Here is a 16038-nt window from a genome sequence, read left to right as displayed (position 1 = left end):
CCTAAATGAATCTCCTTTCTTTCCTACAAATAAATAAAAAAGCTGCTCTTTGGCAGCTTTTTTATTTATTTACTATTTACAGTCATTACAGTTGTCTCACCAGCTGTAACCTGTTGATTCTCTTGTTTCTCAATACTACTAACCGCATCTCCGTTAGTAATGATAACTGGAGTAATGGTACTCTCAGCTTTTTCGTTGACTAAATTCATATCGAATTTGATCAACTGATCACCTTTTGCTACTTTATCTCCTTCTTTCACAAAAGCTTCGAATCCTTCACCTTGCATATTCACTGTTTCAATACCGATGTGAATAAGGATTTCAATTCCATTAACTGTTTTAATCCCCACTGCATGTTTCGTAGGAAAAAGTTGCATGATTTCACCATGAACCGGAGAAACGATCAAACCTTCAGATGGCTTAATAGCTACACCATCTCCCATCATTTTTTCAGCAAAAGTGGGGTCTGGTACTTCAGACAATGATACAACTTCTCCAGATGCAGGACTGGCTAAAATATCTTTGCCATCAGCTTCAGGCATTTCTACTTGCTTTGATTCTTTCTTATCTAGACCAAACAATTTTTTTAACATTTTCAATCACCCTTCTTTTTTTTATCTTGTATGTACATGTTCCACAACAAGAAATAGTTTAAACAAAATCAGGTGCATTGTAAACCATCTCAATCAATTGTCATAAATTTGTATCATTTCTTAGCTGACAATCGTAAAACACGCACAATATAGATCATAAAGATAATTTCATTCGGAAAACTATTGATATGTCTATTCAATATGATATAATCATGACATCTTAATCACAAATTCATACACTCGTATAACTGTGAGAATATGGCTCACGAGTCTCTACCGGACGACCTTAAATCGTTTGACTACGAGTGACAAAATATAGAAGTGTACATACCATTAGTCTGCGAAATTTCATTGATGTTATGTATAATATTCTTCCCTATTTAATTCGTCATGAAACTCGGGATTTTGTTCACTCGTCTAAAAAAGCGTGAACATGATTCTGAGTTTTTTTGTGTTTTGTGAATATCATTTAGGAGGTTTCTCATGGAACTGATAGAACAATTTATTGTGAACGAAGGAAAAGTTATAAACGAACAGGTGTTAAAGGTAGATTCATTTCTAAACCATGCAATTCATCCAAAACTAATGAAAGAGATTGGGAATGAATTTGCTGAACGGTTTAAAAATGATCATTCTACAAAGATCTTAACTTTGGAGTCTTCAGGGATAGCCCCAGCTTTAATGACTGCATTAGCCTTGAATTGTGAACTAGTATTCGCAAGAAAAAGAAAATCTATAACAATGACAGAAGATCTCTTCACAACAACCGTTCATTCATATACAAAAAATACAGATAATGAAATTTCTGTAAGTAGAAACCTTTTGAAACCTTCAGACCGGGTTTTGATTATCGATGACTTCTTAGCAAACGGTCAAGCGGCTCTCGGCTTAATTGATTTGGTTCATCAAGCTGGCGCTTCTGTTACAGGACTGGGGATTGTCATTGAAAAATCCTTTCAACCAGGGAGACAGATACTACTAGACAAAGGTTATAAAATAGAATCACTAGCGAGAATTTCTAGCCTATCAAATAAAAAAGTTACCTTTGCTAACCAATTAGAAGAAGGAGCGCCTACCAATGTCAGCAACTAACGTTCATTATCCTTGGTTTAAAAGGGAAGATATTGATGCTTTTTTTGCCTTATTTCAAAACAATTTAGCTAACTTTGTGATTATTACAGTGACCATGCTTAGCATGGGGTTTCCAGCTAGTCTCGTCTTCGGCAAGGTCATACCAGGGGCAGCTGTGGCTGTCATTTTTGGGAATCTTTATTATGCTTATATGGCTAATCGTTTAGCTCAAAAGGAAAAGAGAACGAATGTAACTGCACTCTCTTACGGTATTAGCACTCCGGTGATGTTTATTTTTTTGTTTGGAGTTCTCGTTCCTGCCAATGCATTTACTGGGGATCCCCAACTAGCATGGAAGATTGCTTTAGCGGCTGCTTTTATAAGCGGTTTGATTGAAGTAATGGCTAGTTTTACTGGTAAATGGGTTCAAAGAAATATACCAAGGGCTGCCATGCTCGGCGCCTTAGCAGGTGTTGCTCTGACATTTATTGCAGGGGAAATGCTGTTCACTTCTTTTGAAATGCCTGTTGTCGGATTGTTTGTTTTAGCTGTTATTCTTCTCGGCATTGTAGGAAAAGTTGCTTTACCCTTTAAGATCCCCGCGTCACTTTTCGCCATGATCATCGGGACGGGTTTAGCATTCTCCTTAGGTTATGCTGATACTGGAGCGATTCAGGAAGGCTTCTCACATTTAGGATTTTATCCTATTCTTCCTTCTCTCGATGTATTCGAAGGCTTTCAATATTTATTTGGAGCAATGATTGCTTTATTGGCAGTCATACTACCCATTACTATCTATAATGCCGTGGAAACGATGAACAATGTGGAAGCTATGAAAGCTGAAGGGGATGACTATGATGTTCGAGAGTGCCAAGCTGTTGACGGGATTGGAACGATGGTTGGCTCACTCTTCGGAGGCATGTTCCCAACAACTGTTTATATAGCTACAATTGGATCCAAAAAAATGGGCGCCGGGCGGGGGTACAGTATTTTAAACGCAGGTGTCTTTGCTCTAGCAGCTTCTTTTGGAATCATTGCCGCTCTTAGTGCCATCATTCCCGTGGCCGTTGTAGCTCCTATCTTAGTTTTTGTTGGTATTTCCATGGTTTCTTCTGCCTTTAGCAAAAATAAAGAAAAGTATTATCCCGCAGTAGCGATCGCCATGCTTCCATACTTTGCTAATTATTTAATGACAAGGTTCAATAACCCCGCTCCGGAAGCAATTGCTGATTTATCCCCCGGAATTGTACCCTTAGGAGAAGGTGCGATGTTTACTGCCATCATTTTGGGAGCTATGACTGTATTTATTATTGACCATCAATTCCATCGTGCTGCAGTATTTTCCTTTGCAGGGGCATTTTTAAGTTTCATAGGTTTGATGCACGCGCCTAATCTTCAAATTGCGGCAGCAGTGGATTTTGCGGTCGGATATACGATCGTTGGTTTTTTCTTAGGTGGATACTATTTGAAAGATGTCCGATCTAAACATGAACAAAAACAATTAAAAAATACGAATGCCGCCTAAAAGATAAGAGCGCCTGTTTAGTATACAACAGGCGCTCTTATCAATTTCAATTTATTATTCTTATGATTACTTTTGCAAGTGAGGAATAACAGAACGAATCGCGTGTGCAACGCCGTTATCTGTATTTTTTTTAGTGGTATGATCACAAATTCGCTTAATTTCTTGTTCTGCATTACCCATGGCTACTGAATATCCAGCTTGTTTCATCATGGATACATCGTTGAAATTATCACCAATAGCCATCGTTTCAGATAAGTTAATCCCATAATGATTAGACATGATTTCAATCCCAGAGCCTTTCGTAGCCTCATGGTGGGTAATTTCTAAATTATCTCTAGCTGAAGCACTAATAGCTACATCCAATTCTTTCTCCATTTGATGTTTCGCCCGTTCTCTACTCACTTCATCTTTAGAAAAGGCTAGTAATTTTAATAATTGAATGTGAGAATTCTCTTCTAATAGAGCTTGATAATCTTTCGCCCGATTAATAGCTCCCTCTTGAAATCTCTTCTCTGCTAACTGCATCGCTTGGTCATACGAAGAAAAATCGCCTGTCGATAATAAAAGGTCAACAATAAGATCTATTCCTTTTTGATCATCATTTGTGTAAGCGCCTTTCGTTGTATACATTTCAAAGTAAATATCTTCCTTTGTCAAAATGGCATTCATCTGTTTAAAAACATCCAAATTTAACGTCTGCTGGTGAATGATTTGACCGTCTTCCCTACGAATGTCCGCTCCGTTTACGCAAATAAGAGGGAGTTTTAACCCCGCTTCTTTTAGGGGCGTCACCGCTTCAGTATAATCTCGCCCAGTAGCTACGATGACGTTTATTCCTGCTCTTTGAGCTTCTTCAATCGCTTTAATATTTTCTTCAGATACAGATCGACCATCATTTAGTAACGTACCATCCATATCAGTTGCAATCATTTCAATCTTTTTCATGATACTAATCTCCTTATCAATCAGATAACGTTGATGGTACGATATTTGAGTGGAAATATCAATGATTGTAGATCATTTTACGTGTCATTCCGCCATCAATAACCAGATTCTCTCCGGTGATAAAGTCGTTCTCATCATTAGATAAAAACAGACAAGCACGGGCAATATCGCTTGGCTTTCCTACGCGTTTCGACCAATGCTGCTGATGGTCAATTTCTCTCAACTGGTCATAATTTTCATTTTGTATCCAGCCTGGACTTATGGCATTCACTCTTATCCCTTCAGAAGATAAACTCGCTGCCAAAGCATGTGTCAAAGCTACTAATGCCCCTTTAGACGCTGCATAAGCCTCACTACCTGGCTCAGACATTAGAGCTCTAGTAGAAGCAATATTAATGATAGAAATTCCTTGATTCTTAATATTAACTACAGATTTTGAAAAAAGCATCGCGCTTCTTACATTTGTATTTAAAACGCGGTCCCACTCTTCCACATCCAGTTCATCCAAAGAAACAAAAGAGGACACACCAGCATTATTAATCAACGTATCTATACGAATATTTTTTTCTGTTAACATCTGAAAAAAACGTTGTATTTCTTTAGGTGAAGCTACATCTAGATGCACAAACGTTGACCGCCACCCTTTTTCAGAAAAATGCGCTTCAAGTTTTCTCCCTTTCTTATCGTCTACATCGATCATCCATATATGGGCTCCTTGTAGAGCGTAATGCTCGGAAATGACCTTACCAATTCCATTTGCAGCACCAGTTACAATGACTTCTTTATCTTTTAAATTCGGCATGAAAATCCCTCCTGTATAAGTAAGAATAGCAGTTTATTGTACATTATTTCCACTGTCAGATATAATTTGAGAGAGTCATTTATTTGAAAAAGGAGCCTTGTTCATGCCTACTAAATTTGATAGTTATCTTTTTCGTTTTTTTATTATTTGGTACACGATCGGCGTGTTTTTATTGTCTTTTGATTTAGTCCCTCCTTGGCTTGAGTGGGCAAATGTGGTATTTCTTATTACTTCAGGCTTGTTAGCCATGGTTTATTTCTATCGGAGCGGATCAAAAAGAAAAAGTTTGATCGTTATCGTGGTTATTTTTTTCCTTTCAATGGCTATTGAAAGCTTTGGAGTCCATACGGGGCTTTTTTTTGGAGATTATACATATAAGACTGATTTTGGTCCAAAACTGATTGGTGTTCCAATTACGATTGGGTTTGCTTGGGTAATGGTCATGGCCACTTCTCACGTACTTGCCGCTCCAATCATCGAAGTTGTGCCACGATTTAAAGGATTTATTTATGCTTGTTACGGTGCGGTTATTGCCACTTCATTAGATTTGATTATTGATCCTGTAGCTTATGAAGTAAAACAATATTGGGTATGGAATGAACCTGGATTGTATTACAATATTCCCTTTTCCAATTTCTATGGGTGGTTTATATTATCTTTCCTCCTTCATATTGTGATATTCGGGCTATTTTACCGTGCGGGTAAATGGACAAACAATCAATCTTCTTTCTGGTCTATGCGAATGGTTTACTTATACGGAATGATGGCGGTCATGTTTATTATCGTTTCTTTAGTCAATATGATGTGGTTGGCGCCAGTTGTGTCACTCGTAACTCTTATCGTTTACTATATCGCTTATATTAAACTAATAAGGACTTTTGCCAATGATTAAAGCGGAGAGAAATAAATCTTTCGAACACTTTTTCTATTTATATAACAGAATGTTAATTAAGAGATCCTTTCATCAAGTGTCCCTGACTAAAAGCTCTTCTCTGCCTACTCAAAAACGAGGAATATATTTAATAAACCATAGTTCCTGGTGGGATTCTTTGATGCTATTTTATTTGAACCAAAAAATTCTCAAGCTAGATGCCATTGCTATGATGGCAGAAGACGGCATGAAACGCTTTCCATTCTTCAAAAAAATCGGAGCTTTCTCTGTTAATCCTGGTTCAAGAAGATCATTAATTGAATCATTGAGTTACGCAGCAGAACAGCTAAAAAATGAAAAACACCTTTTCCTGTTCCCACAAGGAAATGAAACTCATCTGGAAAAACGCCCTTTCAATTTTTTTTCTGGTGCGGGCTACTTGCACGATAAAGCGCCATCTACTCCAGTGATCCCAGTAGTGTTTTACCATGGATTGTTCCATCACCAGTTGCCTGAATGGTTTATTCACATCGGTGAGCCGATTACTTTTCCGGCCCAATCTAGCCGAAAAGAAAAAACATATTTATTCGAAAAAGCCGCAGAACATGAACTGGAGTATTTAAAAAAACTGGTCATTTTAGATGATCCTTCTAAATTCAGAGTCTTATTAAGAGGAAAAAAAGGAATTGGTCAGCACTGGGAAGGATTCAAAGGTGTATTTCAAAGGGGGAAGCACACATGATCACTTCCTACACTTTCATAATTATACTTCTGTTATTATGGACAATCTTAAACGGGTTGAGCTTACCATTACTAAAAGGTTCTTTTCAGAATGACCACATGCCTTCCTCGAAAGTTTCTGTGCTTATTCCATTAAGGAATGAACAACGAAATGTAGGGCCACTATTAGCATCTTTAAAGAAATTAACTTATGAGAATTTGGAGTTTATTCTTTTAGATGATGGATCCGTAGATAATACGAAAGAACTGCTCGTAAAAGAAATAAATGGAGATCGTCGATTTACGATTATTGAAGGAAAGCCTTTACCTGCAAAATGGATTGGTAAAGTTCATGCCTGTCATCAATTATCTAAGGAAGCTAATGGAGAATACTTTCTGTTTCTCGATGCTGATGTTAGAGTTCATCCAGATACTGTGCAAAGAAGTTTACATGCTTTTTCTAAAAACACTGGACTTATATCCGGTTTTCCCCAATACCCTTTAAGAAGTTTTCTTGGTCATTTACTAGTCCCTATGCAACATTTTGTCATATATCTTCATTTACCAGTAGTTTTAGCTAATCATACGAGATGGGCCGCTACCACAGCTGCGCATGGAGCATATATGATGTTTCGCCGAGACGCTTACGAAAGAATCGGTGGACATGAAATTGTGAAACATTCGCTAGTTGAAGATGTACATATTACTAGAGAAATAAAAAGACACGGATTTTATGTCAAACTTGTTAACAACACGAATACAATTATTTGCCACATGTATGAAACAAACAAGGAAGTGTGGGACGGTTTTTCTAAAAATCTTTTTCCTGGTCTTGGAAGAAATCCATTTTTAGTGTTCGCATTAATAATTTTCTATTTATTAATGTTTATCTTTCCTCTTCCTTTAGCTATTTACGGAGCAATCACAGGAAATTTGCTTCTAATGACTCCACTCTTTTTCACTATGTCGATTAAATTAAGCATTGACCTTATGACTAGACAGAAATGGTGGTTATTTATTCTCACTCCTTTCTCAGTCATATTCATGCTTATGCTAATGGTTTACTCCATGTACTTGGGACTGTTTAGACGAGGTTTTACTTGGAAAGGACGGACTTATCAATGAAAACACAGCGAACTGCTTTGGTAATTGGAGGAGGATTAGCTGGTTTATCTGCAGCTATTCGATTACAATTTGCAGGGATTCAGACAACTCTTTTAGAAAAAAATCATGAAGTGGGAGGAAAATTGCACGAGGTGACGTTAGGTACACATCGGTTTGATTTCGGTCCCAATACCATTACAATGCCACACGTTTTCCAATCCGTTCTTGAAAAGGTTCACGAGAATCCAGACGATTATTTTGAATTCATTAAATTAGAAACTCACACTAAAAATGTCTTTTCTGATGGCAGTCACTTGTTCTTTTCATCTAACCAACAATTAATGACAGAAGAGCTAGCTAGATTAGACCCTCAATCAGCCAAAAAATACGCTGCTTATTTAAAAGAAGTAAAAAAATTGTATCATCTCTCTAACAAGCATTTCTTACATCGGACATTTTCATCGTGGAAAGATTATTTATCTCTTCCCCTCGCAAAAGCCATGGCATCCGCCAGACCGCTGCAAAGTTTAGATCAATTCCATCGCAGTTTTTTCAAAGATGAACGGATTATTCGAGCTTTTAATCGGTATGCTACGTACATTGGTTCTTCCCCCTATACTGCTCCTGCAACGTTTGGATTAATTGGCCATTTAGAAATGGGAGATGGAGTATATTACACAAAAGGTGGGAACCATCAAATTGCTCTCGGATTTAAGAAAGCTGCAAAGAAATTGGGCGTGAGGATTGTTTGTAATGAGGAAGTGGTTAAAGGCTATTCTTCGAACAACAAATTAGATTCTGTCGAGACAAAATCGGGCGGACATTACAAAGCTGATGTATTTGTATTAAATGGAGATTTACTCACACAATATCCGAGATTAATTCAAGAATCCGATCGGCCTTCCATGTCCAACAAAAAAGTGAACCAGTTTGAACCGTCTATTTCCGCATTTGTCACCCTAGCGGCTAGCTCTAAAAGACATGACTTGCATCATCATCATGTATTTTTTGGCGATGATCCCCGTGAAGAATTTCAAGATATTTTTCAGTATGGCACTTACGGTAAAGACCCGACGATTTATGTATGCACATCATCTAAAACGGACCCTTCCATGTCACCAGATGGAGATAATTTATTTATTCTGGTAAACGCTCCTCCTTTAAAGAAAGAAGTCCAAAGAAGTATGGACCTCAAATCAATGGAGCAAAAACTCTATCAACAACTGGACAAAAAAGGGTTATCGATTCAATCAAATATAGTAGCATCTAAAATCGTTGATCCACAGATGATGCAAGACCACTATTACGCTTTTCGAGGAGCTCTTTACGGTGTCGCGTCGAACAAAAGAAAAGATACCTTTTTAAGACCTTTTAATCGTTCACAAGATTTAGGAAACCTTTATTTTGCAGGGGGGAGTACTCATCCAGGAGGAGGTTCACCTATGGTTGTCTTAAGTGGACAAAACGTAGCAGAAAAAATCGTACAAGCTTACAAACAATAAGTTCGGATAGCTTCACAATTAGTTAATGTTAAATAACAGAACCTATTCAAAAAGAGGAGTACCAGTAATAATGGGTACTCCTCTTTCATGTCATACAATTATTTTTCAATTGCACTTAAAATTTCTTTTTTTTCTTCATTTGATACAAACGCTCTTTTCTCAAAGACATCATACCTATTTGCTCTGACAGAATTTAAAATCCCTTTATAAAAATGAGCCGCCGCTTTAACAGGGATACGAGCGTTTACAGGGTACAAATACATCTTGGAAAGTCCAATGTCATAATAGTCCTCCGCCCTCTGCGCTAGATCCTCCCACAGGTCAACAAAAGAGTCGTTAACTACTCCATTTTCAAGCATTGGTATCGTATAATTATATTTATCCATCAGTTGTTTTGGTAAATAAATTCGGTCCCTCTCTAAATCCTCACCTATATCACGTAAAATATTTGTAATCTGCATGGCATAGCCTAACGCAATAGCACTTTCCTTCAATTCTTCTTGATTCTTAGGCGATAAAATTGGCAAAAGCATTAAGCCAACAGTGCTTGCAACATGATAAGAATAATGAATCATTTCTTCTACGGACTCATAACGTGTTTTCTTTAAGTCCATTTCCTGACCGGAGATCATTTCATAGAACGGTTCCAGGTCAAAGTCGAAATGAGTAAAGGCATCTTTTAGTGCGATCCAAAGAAAGGAGGGTTCTATCTGTCGGTCATTGGCGAATTCATCTAAGTGATATTTGAACAACTGAAGTTCTCTTTCTCGATCAAATCCTTCGTCAACGATATCATCCGCTTGGCGGCAGAAAGCATACACTGCCCATACTGCTTGCCGCTTCTTCTTTGGCAAATGTTGAAAAGCTTTTGCGAATGTTTTTGAATGATATTCAATCACTTCTTTACAATGGTTATATGCTTCATTTACTTGCACGTGAATTCCCCCCTTCTTCAATCTGTATTTAGTCTTAGAATATCATTTTCTCCCTTGCCTGTCTTGAACAAGCTATTGAGAACTATTTGTTTTTGCTCTATTCAGAAATTGCTCTTCTTCATCTAAATACTCAGAGAGAACTTTCGCTCCTTGCATAACAATGGGAACCCCTCCCCCAGGATGAATAGAAGCACCAACTGCATAAATATTGTCATAGGCGAATGGTTTCACTTGTGGACGGAACACTCCAGATTGAAATAACGTTGGTGCTAGACCAAAGCTTCCCCCTTCAAACAATCCGTCTCTTTTCGCTTCTTTAGGCGTTCGAATTTGTTTCCAGAGAATTTTATCCTCAATATCTGGATCTAAGCGAGCTTTTAGTTCTTTAATCATTTTATTCGCATAGGCTTCAAATTCTTCTCGAGTAATGTCACTTGATGTAGGAACTGGAATAAGAATATAGGCTACACTTTTCCCAACTGGTGCCAAGGTATCGTCAATGATGGAAGGATGGAACAAATAAAAGGATGGATCTTCAGGGAGCTTTTTCTGAGTAAAAATTTCCTCCATTTGTTTATCTAGATTTCTTCCCATAAAGAACTGGTGCACATGTTTCGTATTTAACTGTCCTTCGATTCCCAAATAGATAAGAAGACAACCTGCTGAAGGGGTGTACGAACGAGATGTCTTTTTATTCACTAATTTCTCAGCTACAGGAAAATCTCCGTTTAATATAAATCGATCGTAATAAATTTGTTTGCTATGAACTGTGAGCGACGTTGCCCTGTTTTTCTCTACTTGTATATCTTCTACTTCTGCTCCGTATTTAATATGAACGCCCCGGTTTGCCAACTCTTCTGTTAATAGCTGTGCTAGGTAAGCATAACCGCCTTTAATATACCAGATCCCGTGTTCGTGTTCACTAAAAGGTACGAGCGAATAAATTGCAGGGGTCTGCTCAGGAGAGCCACCAATATATAAGGTTTGTAAGGAAAAGGCTTCTTGTAGCTGTTTAGCCTGAAAATATTTTCTTGTCTGATTTTTAACTGTTTGATAAGCTTTTAATTTCATTAAGGTGTTCACATTTTTGCGTGACCAAAAGGAGCGTTTGCTCACAAAAGCCCGATCTAAAAACGCTTCTTTCCCTTTTTCAAATCTATGAGCCATATCTTTCATATAAGCTGCATAATGAACACTCTCTCCAGGGAAGTGATTATCAATCTCTTGTTTTTGTTTATCAGGATCACTCCACTTCATAAATGTAGTCCCGTCACGAAAATGTAGCGGATAAATCGGGTCAATCCGAACCATATCTATTTTAGACATATCAAATTGTACCTCTTTTAATATTTCACGAATCATATGAGGAAGCAGAACGATTGTTGGCCCTTCATCCACCTTGAATCCATCTTGACCGGTATATGAAAGACGGCCTCCAAGACGGTTTTCTTTCTCATAGATTGACACTTCTTCTCCTTTTAAGTTCAAATAAAGGGCGGTGATCATCCCGCCAATTCCTCCACCGATAATGGCTGTATTCATGCCTGCACCTCCTCTAGCTTATACTTTTCCGTAAGCAGATTTGCAGTAATTCTAGCTGATTCGAAAATAGTAGGAAGACCACTTCCAGGGTGTGTCCCCCCTCCTACGAGCCATAAGTGATCCAATTCATTGAATTTATTATGGGGCCTAAAGTACATCATTTGCCCTAAATTATGAGCAAGATTAAACGTAGCACCTTTATACACGTGTTTTTTATGTTCCCAGTCATATGGTGTAAGTATTTCTTCAACTTCTATCATTTTGTCTAATTCTTTCAATCCTGTTTTTTTCTCTACTTGATCTAAAATTAAGTCTCTAAAATGACCTTTTTCATTTTCCCAGTTAATTTCACTGAAATTATTAGGGACAGGTGCTAGTAAATATAACGCCGACTTTCCATTAGGCGCTAATGTTGAATCTGTTATAGAAGGATTTTGCACATAAATAGATGGATCTGCGGATAAGAGTTTCGTTTTAGTTATTTCTTCTACATTTTTCTTGTAGTCTTGCGAGAACAATATGGTGTGGTGATCTAAATTTACCTGTTGGTTCATTCCAGCATAAATCATAAATGTGGAGCATGAATATTTCTTCTTCTCAAGATGAACATTTTTAAATTTCTTTCTTTTTGAATCATCAATTAAGTCGCTCATTCCTTGAGCAAAATCAGCATTCATCACTACATCGTCTACTTCAACCAAATCTCCGTCATCTAGTTCCAATCCTGTAACAGTCCGTTTATCGTTAATAAGTAATTTCTTCACACCCGTACCAGTATGAATTTCCCCACCATGCTCCTCAATCACTTTTGCCATTGATTTTGTTAATTGGTTTAATCCGCCTATTGGATGGAAGACGCCATACTCATGTTCCATAAAGGATAAAATACTAAAAGCGCCAGGACATTCCCAAGGGGACATCCCTAAGTACTTTGATTGAAAAGTGAAAGAAAGTTTTAATCGTTCATCATCAAAATAGTTTGATAGCACATCATGTAATGATTTGCCAAGTTCTAATTGAGGCAAAGCTTTCAGACTTCTAAACCTAAGATAATCAAGCATAGACGCATGTTTATTTTGCAAAATGGGCATTAAAGCGTTCATTTTTTTCCTAGTATCATTCATAAATCTCTCATAACTTTCACCATTACCTGGAAACAATGAATCTATATTTCGCTTCATTTTTTCTCTGTCCCGTGTAGCTCTAATTGTCATGTCATCAAATGAGAGTGAGTACATTGGGTCTAGTTCTTTCAATGTAACGTAGTCGTCTAAACGGCGCCCTGAGGATTCAAATACTTCTTCTAATATATGTGGCATGCTAAAAAACGTAGGACCTAAATCAAATGTATAACCTTTTTTAGTAAACGAAGATGTCCGCCCACCTAAATAAGGCTGTTTTTCAAAAACTTGCACGTTAAACCCTCTTGCTGAAAGCATCATTGCAGCAGCTAAGCCTCCTGGACCAGCGCCAATAACAGCTATTTTTCTTCGAGCCATGTTCTCACCCCTTTAATTTCCAGGTATTATCTATTTCACTATTCCTTTATTGAAAATAACATAAACAAAGGTTATACAAATTGTATATCGTTTTCCTTTCTTTTGCAAAAGATTCGCTATCAAAAGTTCAATTAACTGATACTGAATTATTATAAAATTCAAAAGAATGAAGATTGTCAATATCGTTATTAGACGTCATAATAATAGATAGAGGTGATGATAGATGAAGGAAATTAAAGTGTTTGCAACTTTTCGGGAGATTTGTGATGGTAAGACTATTCAAGTGCCTTTTGAGCATGGTCGATTAATAGGATCCATATTAGACGATGTGATCAGTCAGTTTCCTGCGATGGAAGAAGAAATCTTTACACCTGATCGAACAGTAAAGCAACATGTTCATGTATTTATAAACGGTCGGAATATCATTCATCTCGAGGGGCTTGAAACAGCCGTTCACGATGAGGACGAACTGGCTTTGTTCCCTCCTGTGGCTGGGGGGTAACGACAATGGAGTATAAAGAAAAATTAGAAATCCGCGGTATTTCACGTGATGAATTATTTAAATATGTCCAAGAATTAGGTGGAGAACGCTTATCTAGTAATTCAGACATGATCTTATTTCAAAGCGATAAATGGTCATGTACTCTTTCTTCCGAAGAAACCTTTTATTTTATGCACTCGGATATTCCTATCGTTCATGTTTCGTTCCACTCTTCTAATGAAGATGCTTTAAGGGACATTTTGAGAAAGTTCCGGTTAAAAACATTTCGCGCTGGCGGTTAAAGAGGTTGGAAAAAAGGTGCGTTTTCTGACACCTCCATAATTAAGCTTTTATTTATTGTAAGTCTTGCTTATTATATGAAATAAAACTGAGAGACTTGTCAGATAGAACCACGAAATCAACCTTTATAAACATCAAGTTCTAGGATGCTTATACCAGTGGTTTAAGCGTCCTCATTAACAGAATTGGGCCAACGTCTCATCTACTGATACAACAAACCTTTAAAAACAGTCAAATAAAAAAGACCCTCAGCTTGAAGGGTCTTTCTCTGTATTCTCGAGTACTTATGCTCCTACATTCGTTTCAATATTTAATTCTTTTAGCTTTTCTGCAGGTACAATGCCGTCTTTCCAGCCACGCACATCGTAGTACTCTTTGAGCATTTCTGGTAAGTGTGAGACTTCCCCTTTTGAATTTCCTCCTGCTTTCTCTTCAAGGAATCTTGCTGGTAAGCTATCGTCTTTCCCTACGAATCCTGCTTTATTATTAAAGTAGCGTTCAATGTTGTAAACCCGCTCACCAATTTTCATCACATCATCGGCATCAAGTTCGATTCCCACAACAGCCGTGTATTGCTCTGCATACAAATCAGCATTCTCTGAAAAGGCAGAGAACTTACAAATATCTAATGAATCAGAGAAGGCATGAAGATCTTGGAATATTTTCAGTAACGTTCCTTTCCCTTCTACCGCTAGTCGGTCTACCGGTTCTGGAAGCCCTGCTATTTCCGCAGACACACTGTATCCTCGTAGATGACAGGCTCCTCGGTTACTGGTTGCATATCCAAGACCGATCCCTTGAATTCCCCTTGGGTCATATGCCGGAATTCCTTGGTTTTTACTCACCATAGCTAAACTACCGTCACCAAAGGATTTAGCTGCATTCCCAGGTCCTTCCGCAAGAAGATCGCCAATTCCTTGCCTGTGAACGATTTTATCAATCCACTCAATCATTCTGTCCACATCACCCCAGTCGAGACGCTCTTGAATTAACCCTTTCTCATACGCTTCCATGGCTACAGAAAATACATGCCCCAGTTCAATCGTATCAATACCATATTCATTACAGCGGTCAATCATATATGCAACCGCTTCCTTATTGCCGGTTCCACAGTTTGGTCCAAGAGCCCAAGCAGATTCAAACTCAAAACTCTCGACCTTCACTTTATACTTTCCTTCAGTCACTTCTACTTCTTTTTTACATGCTACTGGGCAAGCGTGACAAGTAGGTTCACTAACAAGAATTTCTTCGCGAATCGTTTCACCACTGACTGCTTCCGCATGCTCTGAAACGGTGGTTTGTGAATTTCTCGTAGGAAGAGCCCCTGATTCATTTATAATGTTCATCAGCACATTTGTTCCATAAACGGAAAGACCACCTTTATTCGGAGCGGTTAATGCCCCTTCATTGATGGCTTTTAACCCCGCTTTTACAGCCGTTTTATATTTGTCCGGAAGGGCTGGTTCAGGCATATTTCCTCTTTGCGTCCCTTTAATAACAATTGCTTTCAAGTTCTTAGAACCTGCAACCGCTCCTGTGCCACCTCTGCCAGAAGCGCGGTCATCTTCATTCATCCAGCCGGCAAATCGAATAAGGTTTTCTCCCCCTTGACCGATCGCCATTACACTTGTATCTTTACTTCCATAAAGATCTTCTAAAGCTTTCACTGTTGGCCGCACACCTTTTCCCCATAAGGCAGTAGCATCTTTAAGTTCTGCTTTACCATCTTCTACATAAAGATAGACAGGTTTATCGCTTTTACCTGTGAATATCAAGTTATCAAACCCTGCCCATTTCAGCCTTGCCGCTGTCCACCCTCCCATATGAGAGTCGGTAACAGTTCCAGTTAATGGCGACCGAGTAACTGTGCAAAGTCGCCCACTCATATGGATTCTCGTTCCTGTTAAAGGGCCTGTCATCACAGCCAAAATATTATCCGGTGAAAATGCATCCACGTTGTAGACACCATGATCCACCATGTATTTGACTCCTAATCCTCTTGCACCGACATAATTCCGCAAATCCTCTTCATTCAATTGACGATACGTGATTGTACCTTTCGACAAATCGACCCAGGCTTCGTGATTCTTATAGCCTCCTAGATTCATGAAGATACCTCCCCATTCAGTATTTTGCTACAATATTATA

Annotated in this window: 15 protein-coding genes and 1 riboswitch; of the genes, 8 read left to right on the top strand and 7 right to left on the bottom strand. The window is 38.1% G+C overall.

Annotated elements, in window-relative coordinates:
- Positions 1–65 precede the first annotated feature (65 nt).
- Entirely contained in the window at positions 66–593 is a 528-nt protein-coding gene (locus tag CR194_RS02505) for a PTS sugar transporter subunit IIA (protein WP_110608054.1), read from the bottom strand.
- Positions 594–813: 220 nt separating this feature from the next.
- A riboswitch (purine riboswitch) is annotated at positions 814–915 on the top strand.
- Positions 916–1076: 161 nt separating this feature from the next.
- On the opposite strand from CR194_RS02505, the gene CR194_RS02500 reads away from it, so the two are divergent.
- Both CR194_RS02500 and CR194_RS02495 read left to right on the top strand, forming a co-directional pair.
- Positions 1077–1685, top strand: coding sequence for a xanthine phosphoribosyltransferase (locus tag CR194_RS02500; RefSeq protein WP_110608053.1), 609 nt, complete (start codon positions 1077–1079; stop codon positions 1683–1685).
- Complete coding sequence (locus CR194_RS02495; protein WP_233254199.1) at positions 1672–3189, top strand: NCS2 family permease; 1518 nt, start codon at positions 1672–1674, stop codon at positions 3187–3189. The genes CR194_RS02500 and CR194_RS02495 overlap by 14 nt, the downstream gene beginning before the upstream one ends.
- Positions 3190–3255: 66 nt before the next feature.
- Here the strand turns inward: CR194_RS02495 and CR194_RS02490 are convergent, their stop codons facing one another.
- Entirely contained in the window at positions 3256–4134 is an 879-nt protein-coding gene (locus tag CR194_RS02490; RefSeq protein ID WP_233254198.1) for a Cof-type HAD-IIB family hydrolase, read from the bottom strand.
- Positions 4135–4192: 58 nt separating this feature from the next.
- The gene (locus tag CR194_RS02485; RefSeq protein WP_110608052.1) at positions 4193–4936 is read right to left on the bottom strand and encodes an SDR family oxidoreductase; all 744 of its coding nucleotides are present in this window, start codon (positions 4934–4936) and stop codon (positions 4193–4195) included.
- A 103-nt stretch (positions 4937–5039) separates the two neighbouring features.
- Between CR194_RS02485 and CR194_RS02480 the strand changes: the two genes are divergently transcribed.
- The 4 genes from CR194_RS02480 to CR194_RS02465 all read left to right on the top strand — a co-directional run bounded on the left by CR194_RS02480 (position 5040) and on the right by CR194_RS02465 (position 9133).
- A complete protein-coding gene (locus CR194_RS02480; RefSeq protein WP_110608051.1) occupies positions 5040–5828 on the top strand; it encodes a carotenoid biosynthesis protein in 789 nt (262 codons plus the stop codon).
- Positions 5821–6549, top strand: coding sequence for a lysophospholipid acyltransferase family protein (locus tag CR194_RS02475; protein WP_110608050.1), 729 nt, complete (start codon positions 5821–5823; stop codon positions 6547–6549). Before CR194_RS02480 ends, CR194_RS02475 begins: the two co-directional genes overlap by 8 nt.
- Before the next feature lie 98 nt (positions 6550–6647).
- Positions 6648–7652 carry a glycosyltransferase gene (locus tag CR194_RS02470; RefSeq protein WP_158282149.1) on the top strand — a complete coding sequence of 335 codons (1005 nt, stop codon included), beginning with the start codon at positions 6648–6650 and terminating at the stop codon, positions 7650–7652.
- The gene (locus CR194_RS02465; RefSeq protein ID WP_110608048.1) at positions 7649–9133 is read left to right on the top strand and encodes a phytoene desaturase family protein; all 1485 of its coding nucleotides are present in this window, start codon (positions 7649–7651) and stop codon (positions 9131–9133) included. The genes CR194_RS02470 and CR194_RS02465 overlap by 4 nt, the downstream gene beginning before the upstream one ends.
- Before the next feature lie 98 nt (positions 9134–9231).
- Here CR194_RS02465 and CR194_RS02460 read toward each other — a convergent pair whose 3' ends face one another.
- The 3 genes from CR194_RS02460 to CR194_RS02450 all read right to left on the bottom strand — a co-directional run bounded on the left by CR194_RS02460 (position 9232) and on the right by CR194_RS02450 (position 13109).
- Positions 9232–10068, bottom strand: coding sequence for a phytoene/squalene synthase family protein (locus CR194_RS02460; protein WP_110608047.1), 837 nt, complete (start codon positions 10066–10068; stop codon positions 9232–9234).
- Between the two features lie 72 nt (positions 10069–10140).
- A complete protein-coding gene (locus CR194_RS02455) occupies positions 10141–11610 on the bottom strand; it encodes a phytoene desaturase family protein (RefSeq protein ID WP_110608046.1) in 1470 nt (489 codons plus the stop codon).
- Positions 11607–13109 (bottom strand): phytoene desaturase family protein, encoded by a 1503-nt coding sequence (locus CR194_RS02450; protein WP_110608045.1) that lies wholly within the window; start codon positions 13107–13109, stop codon positions 11607–11609. Before CR194_RS02450 ends, CR194_RS02455 begins: the two co-directional genes overlap by 4 nt.
- Positions 13110–13332: 223 nt before the next feature.
- Between CR194_RS02450 and CR194_RS02445 the strand changes: the two genes are divergently transcribed.
- Positions 13333–13611 (top strand): ubiquitin-like small modifier protein 1, encoded by a 279-nt coding sequence (locus CR194_RS02445; protein ID WP_110608044.1) that lies wholly within the window; start codon positions 13333–13335, stop codon positions 13609–13611.
- 5 nt (positions 13612–13616) lie between these two features.
- Positions 13617–13892 carry a hypothetical protein gene (locus CR194_RS02440; protein ID WP_110608043.1) on the top strand — a complete coding sequence of 92 codons (276 nt, stop codon included), beginning with the start codon at positions 13617–13619 and terminating at the stop codon, positions 13890–13892.
- A 282-nt stretch (positions 13893–14174) separates the two neighbouring features.
- On the opposite strand, the gene CR194_RS02435 is transcribed toward CR194_RS02440, so the two are convergent.
- Positions 14175–15998 (bottom strand): aldehyde ferredoxin oxidoreductase family protein, encoded by a 1824-nt coding sequence (locus CR194_RS02435; protein WP_110608042.1) that lies wholly within the window; start codon positions 15996–15998, stop codon positions 14175–14177.
- Positions 15999–16038: the final 40 nt, after the last annotated feature.

The organism is Salipaludibacillus keqinensis, from assembly GCF_003226325.1.
GTDB lineage: Bacteria > Bacillota > Bacilli > Bacillales > Salisediminibacteriaceae > Salipaludibacillus > Salipaludibacillus keqinensis.
This window is presented reverse-complemented; position numbering and strand designations above follow the sequence as displayed.

Bases quoted from the DNA above. Each gene is read 5' to 3' on its own strand.
- CR194_RS02505 (WP_110608054.1), bottom strand. From the start codon at position 593: ATGTTAAAAAAATTGTTTGGTCTAGATAAGAAAGAATCAAAGCAAGTA.
- CR194_RS02500 (WP_110608053.1), top strand. From the start codon at position 1,077: ATGGAACTGATAGAACAATTTATTGTGAACGAAGGAAAAGTTATAAAC.
- CR194_RS02495 (WP_233254199.1), top strand. From the start codon at position 1,672: ATGTCAGCAACTAACGTTCATTATCCTTGGTTTAAAAGGGAAGATATT.
- CR194_RS02490 (WP_233254198.1), bottom strand. From the start codon at position 4,134: ATGAAAAAGATTGAAATGATTGCAACTGATATGGATGGTACGTTACTA.
- CR194_RS02485 (WP_110608052.1), bottom strand. From the start codon at position 4,936: ATGCCGAATTTAAAAGATAAAGAAGTCATTGTAACTGGTGCTGCAAAT.
- CR194_RS02480 (WP_110608051.1), top strand. From the start codon at position 5,040: ATGCCTACTAAATTTGATAGTTATCTTTTTCGTTTTTTTATTATTTGG.
- CR194_RS02475 (WP_110608050.1), top strand. From the start codon at position 5,821: ATGATTAAAGCGGAGAGAAATAAATCTTTCGAACACTTTTTCTATTTA.
- CR194_RS02470 (WP_158282149.1), top strand. From the start codon at position 6,648: ATGCCTTCCTCGAAAGTTTCTGTGCTTATTCCATTAAGGAATGAACAA.
- CR194_RS02465 (WP_110608048.1), top strand. From the start codon at position 7,649: ATGAAAACACAGCGAACTGCTTTGGTAATTGGAGGAGGATTAGCTGGT.
- CR194_RS02455 (WP_110608046.1), bottom strand. From the start codon at position 11,610: ATGAATACAGCCATTATCGGTGGAGGAATTGGCGGGATGATCACCGCC.
- CR194_RS02450 (WP_110608045.1), bottom strand. From the start codon at position 13,109: ATGGCTCGAAGAAAAATAGCTGTTATTGGCGCTGGTCCAGGAGGCTTA.
- CR194_RS02445 (WP_110608044.1), top strand. From the start codon at position 13,333: ATGAAGGAAATTAAAGTGTTTGCAACTTTTCGGGAGATTTGTGATGGT.
- CR194_RS02440 (WP_110608043.1), top strand. From the start codon at position 13,617: ATGGAGTATAAAGAAAAATTAGAAATCCGCGGTATTTCACGTGATGAA.
- CR194_RS02435 (WP_110608042.1), bottom strand. From the start codon at position 15,998: ATGAATCTAGGAGGCTATAAGAATCACGAAGCCTGGGTCGATTTGTCG.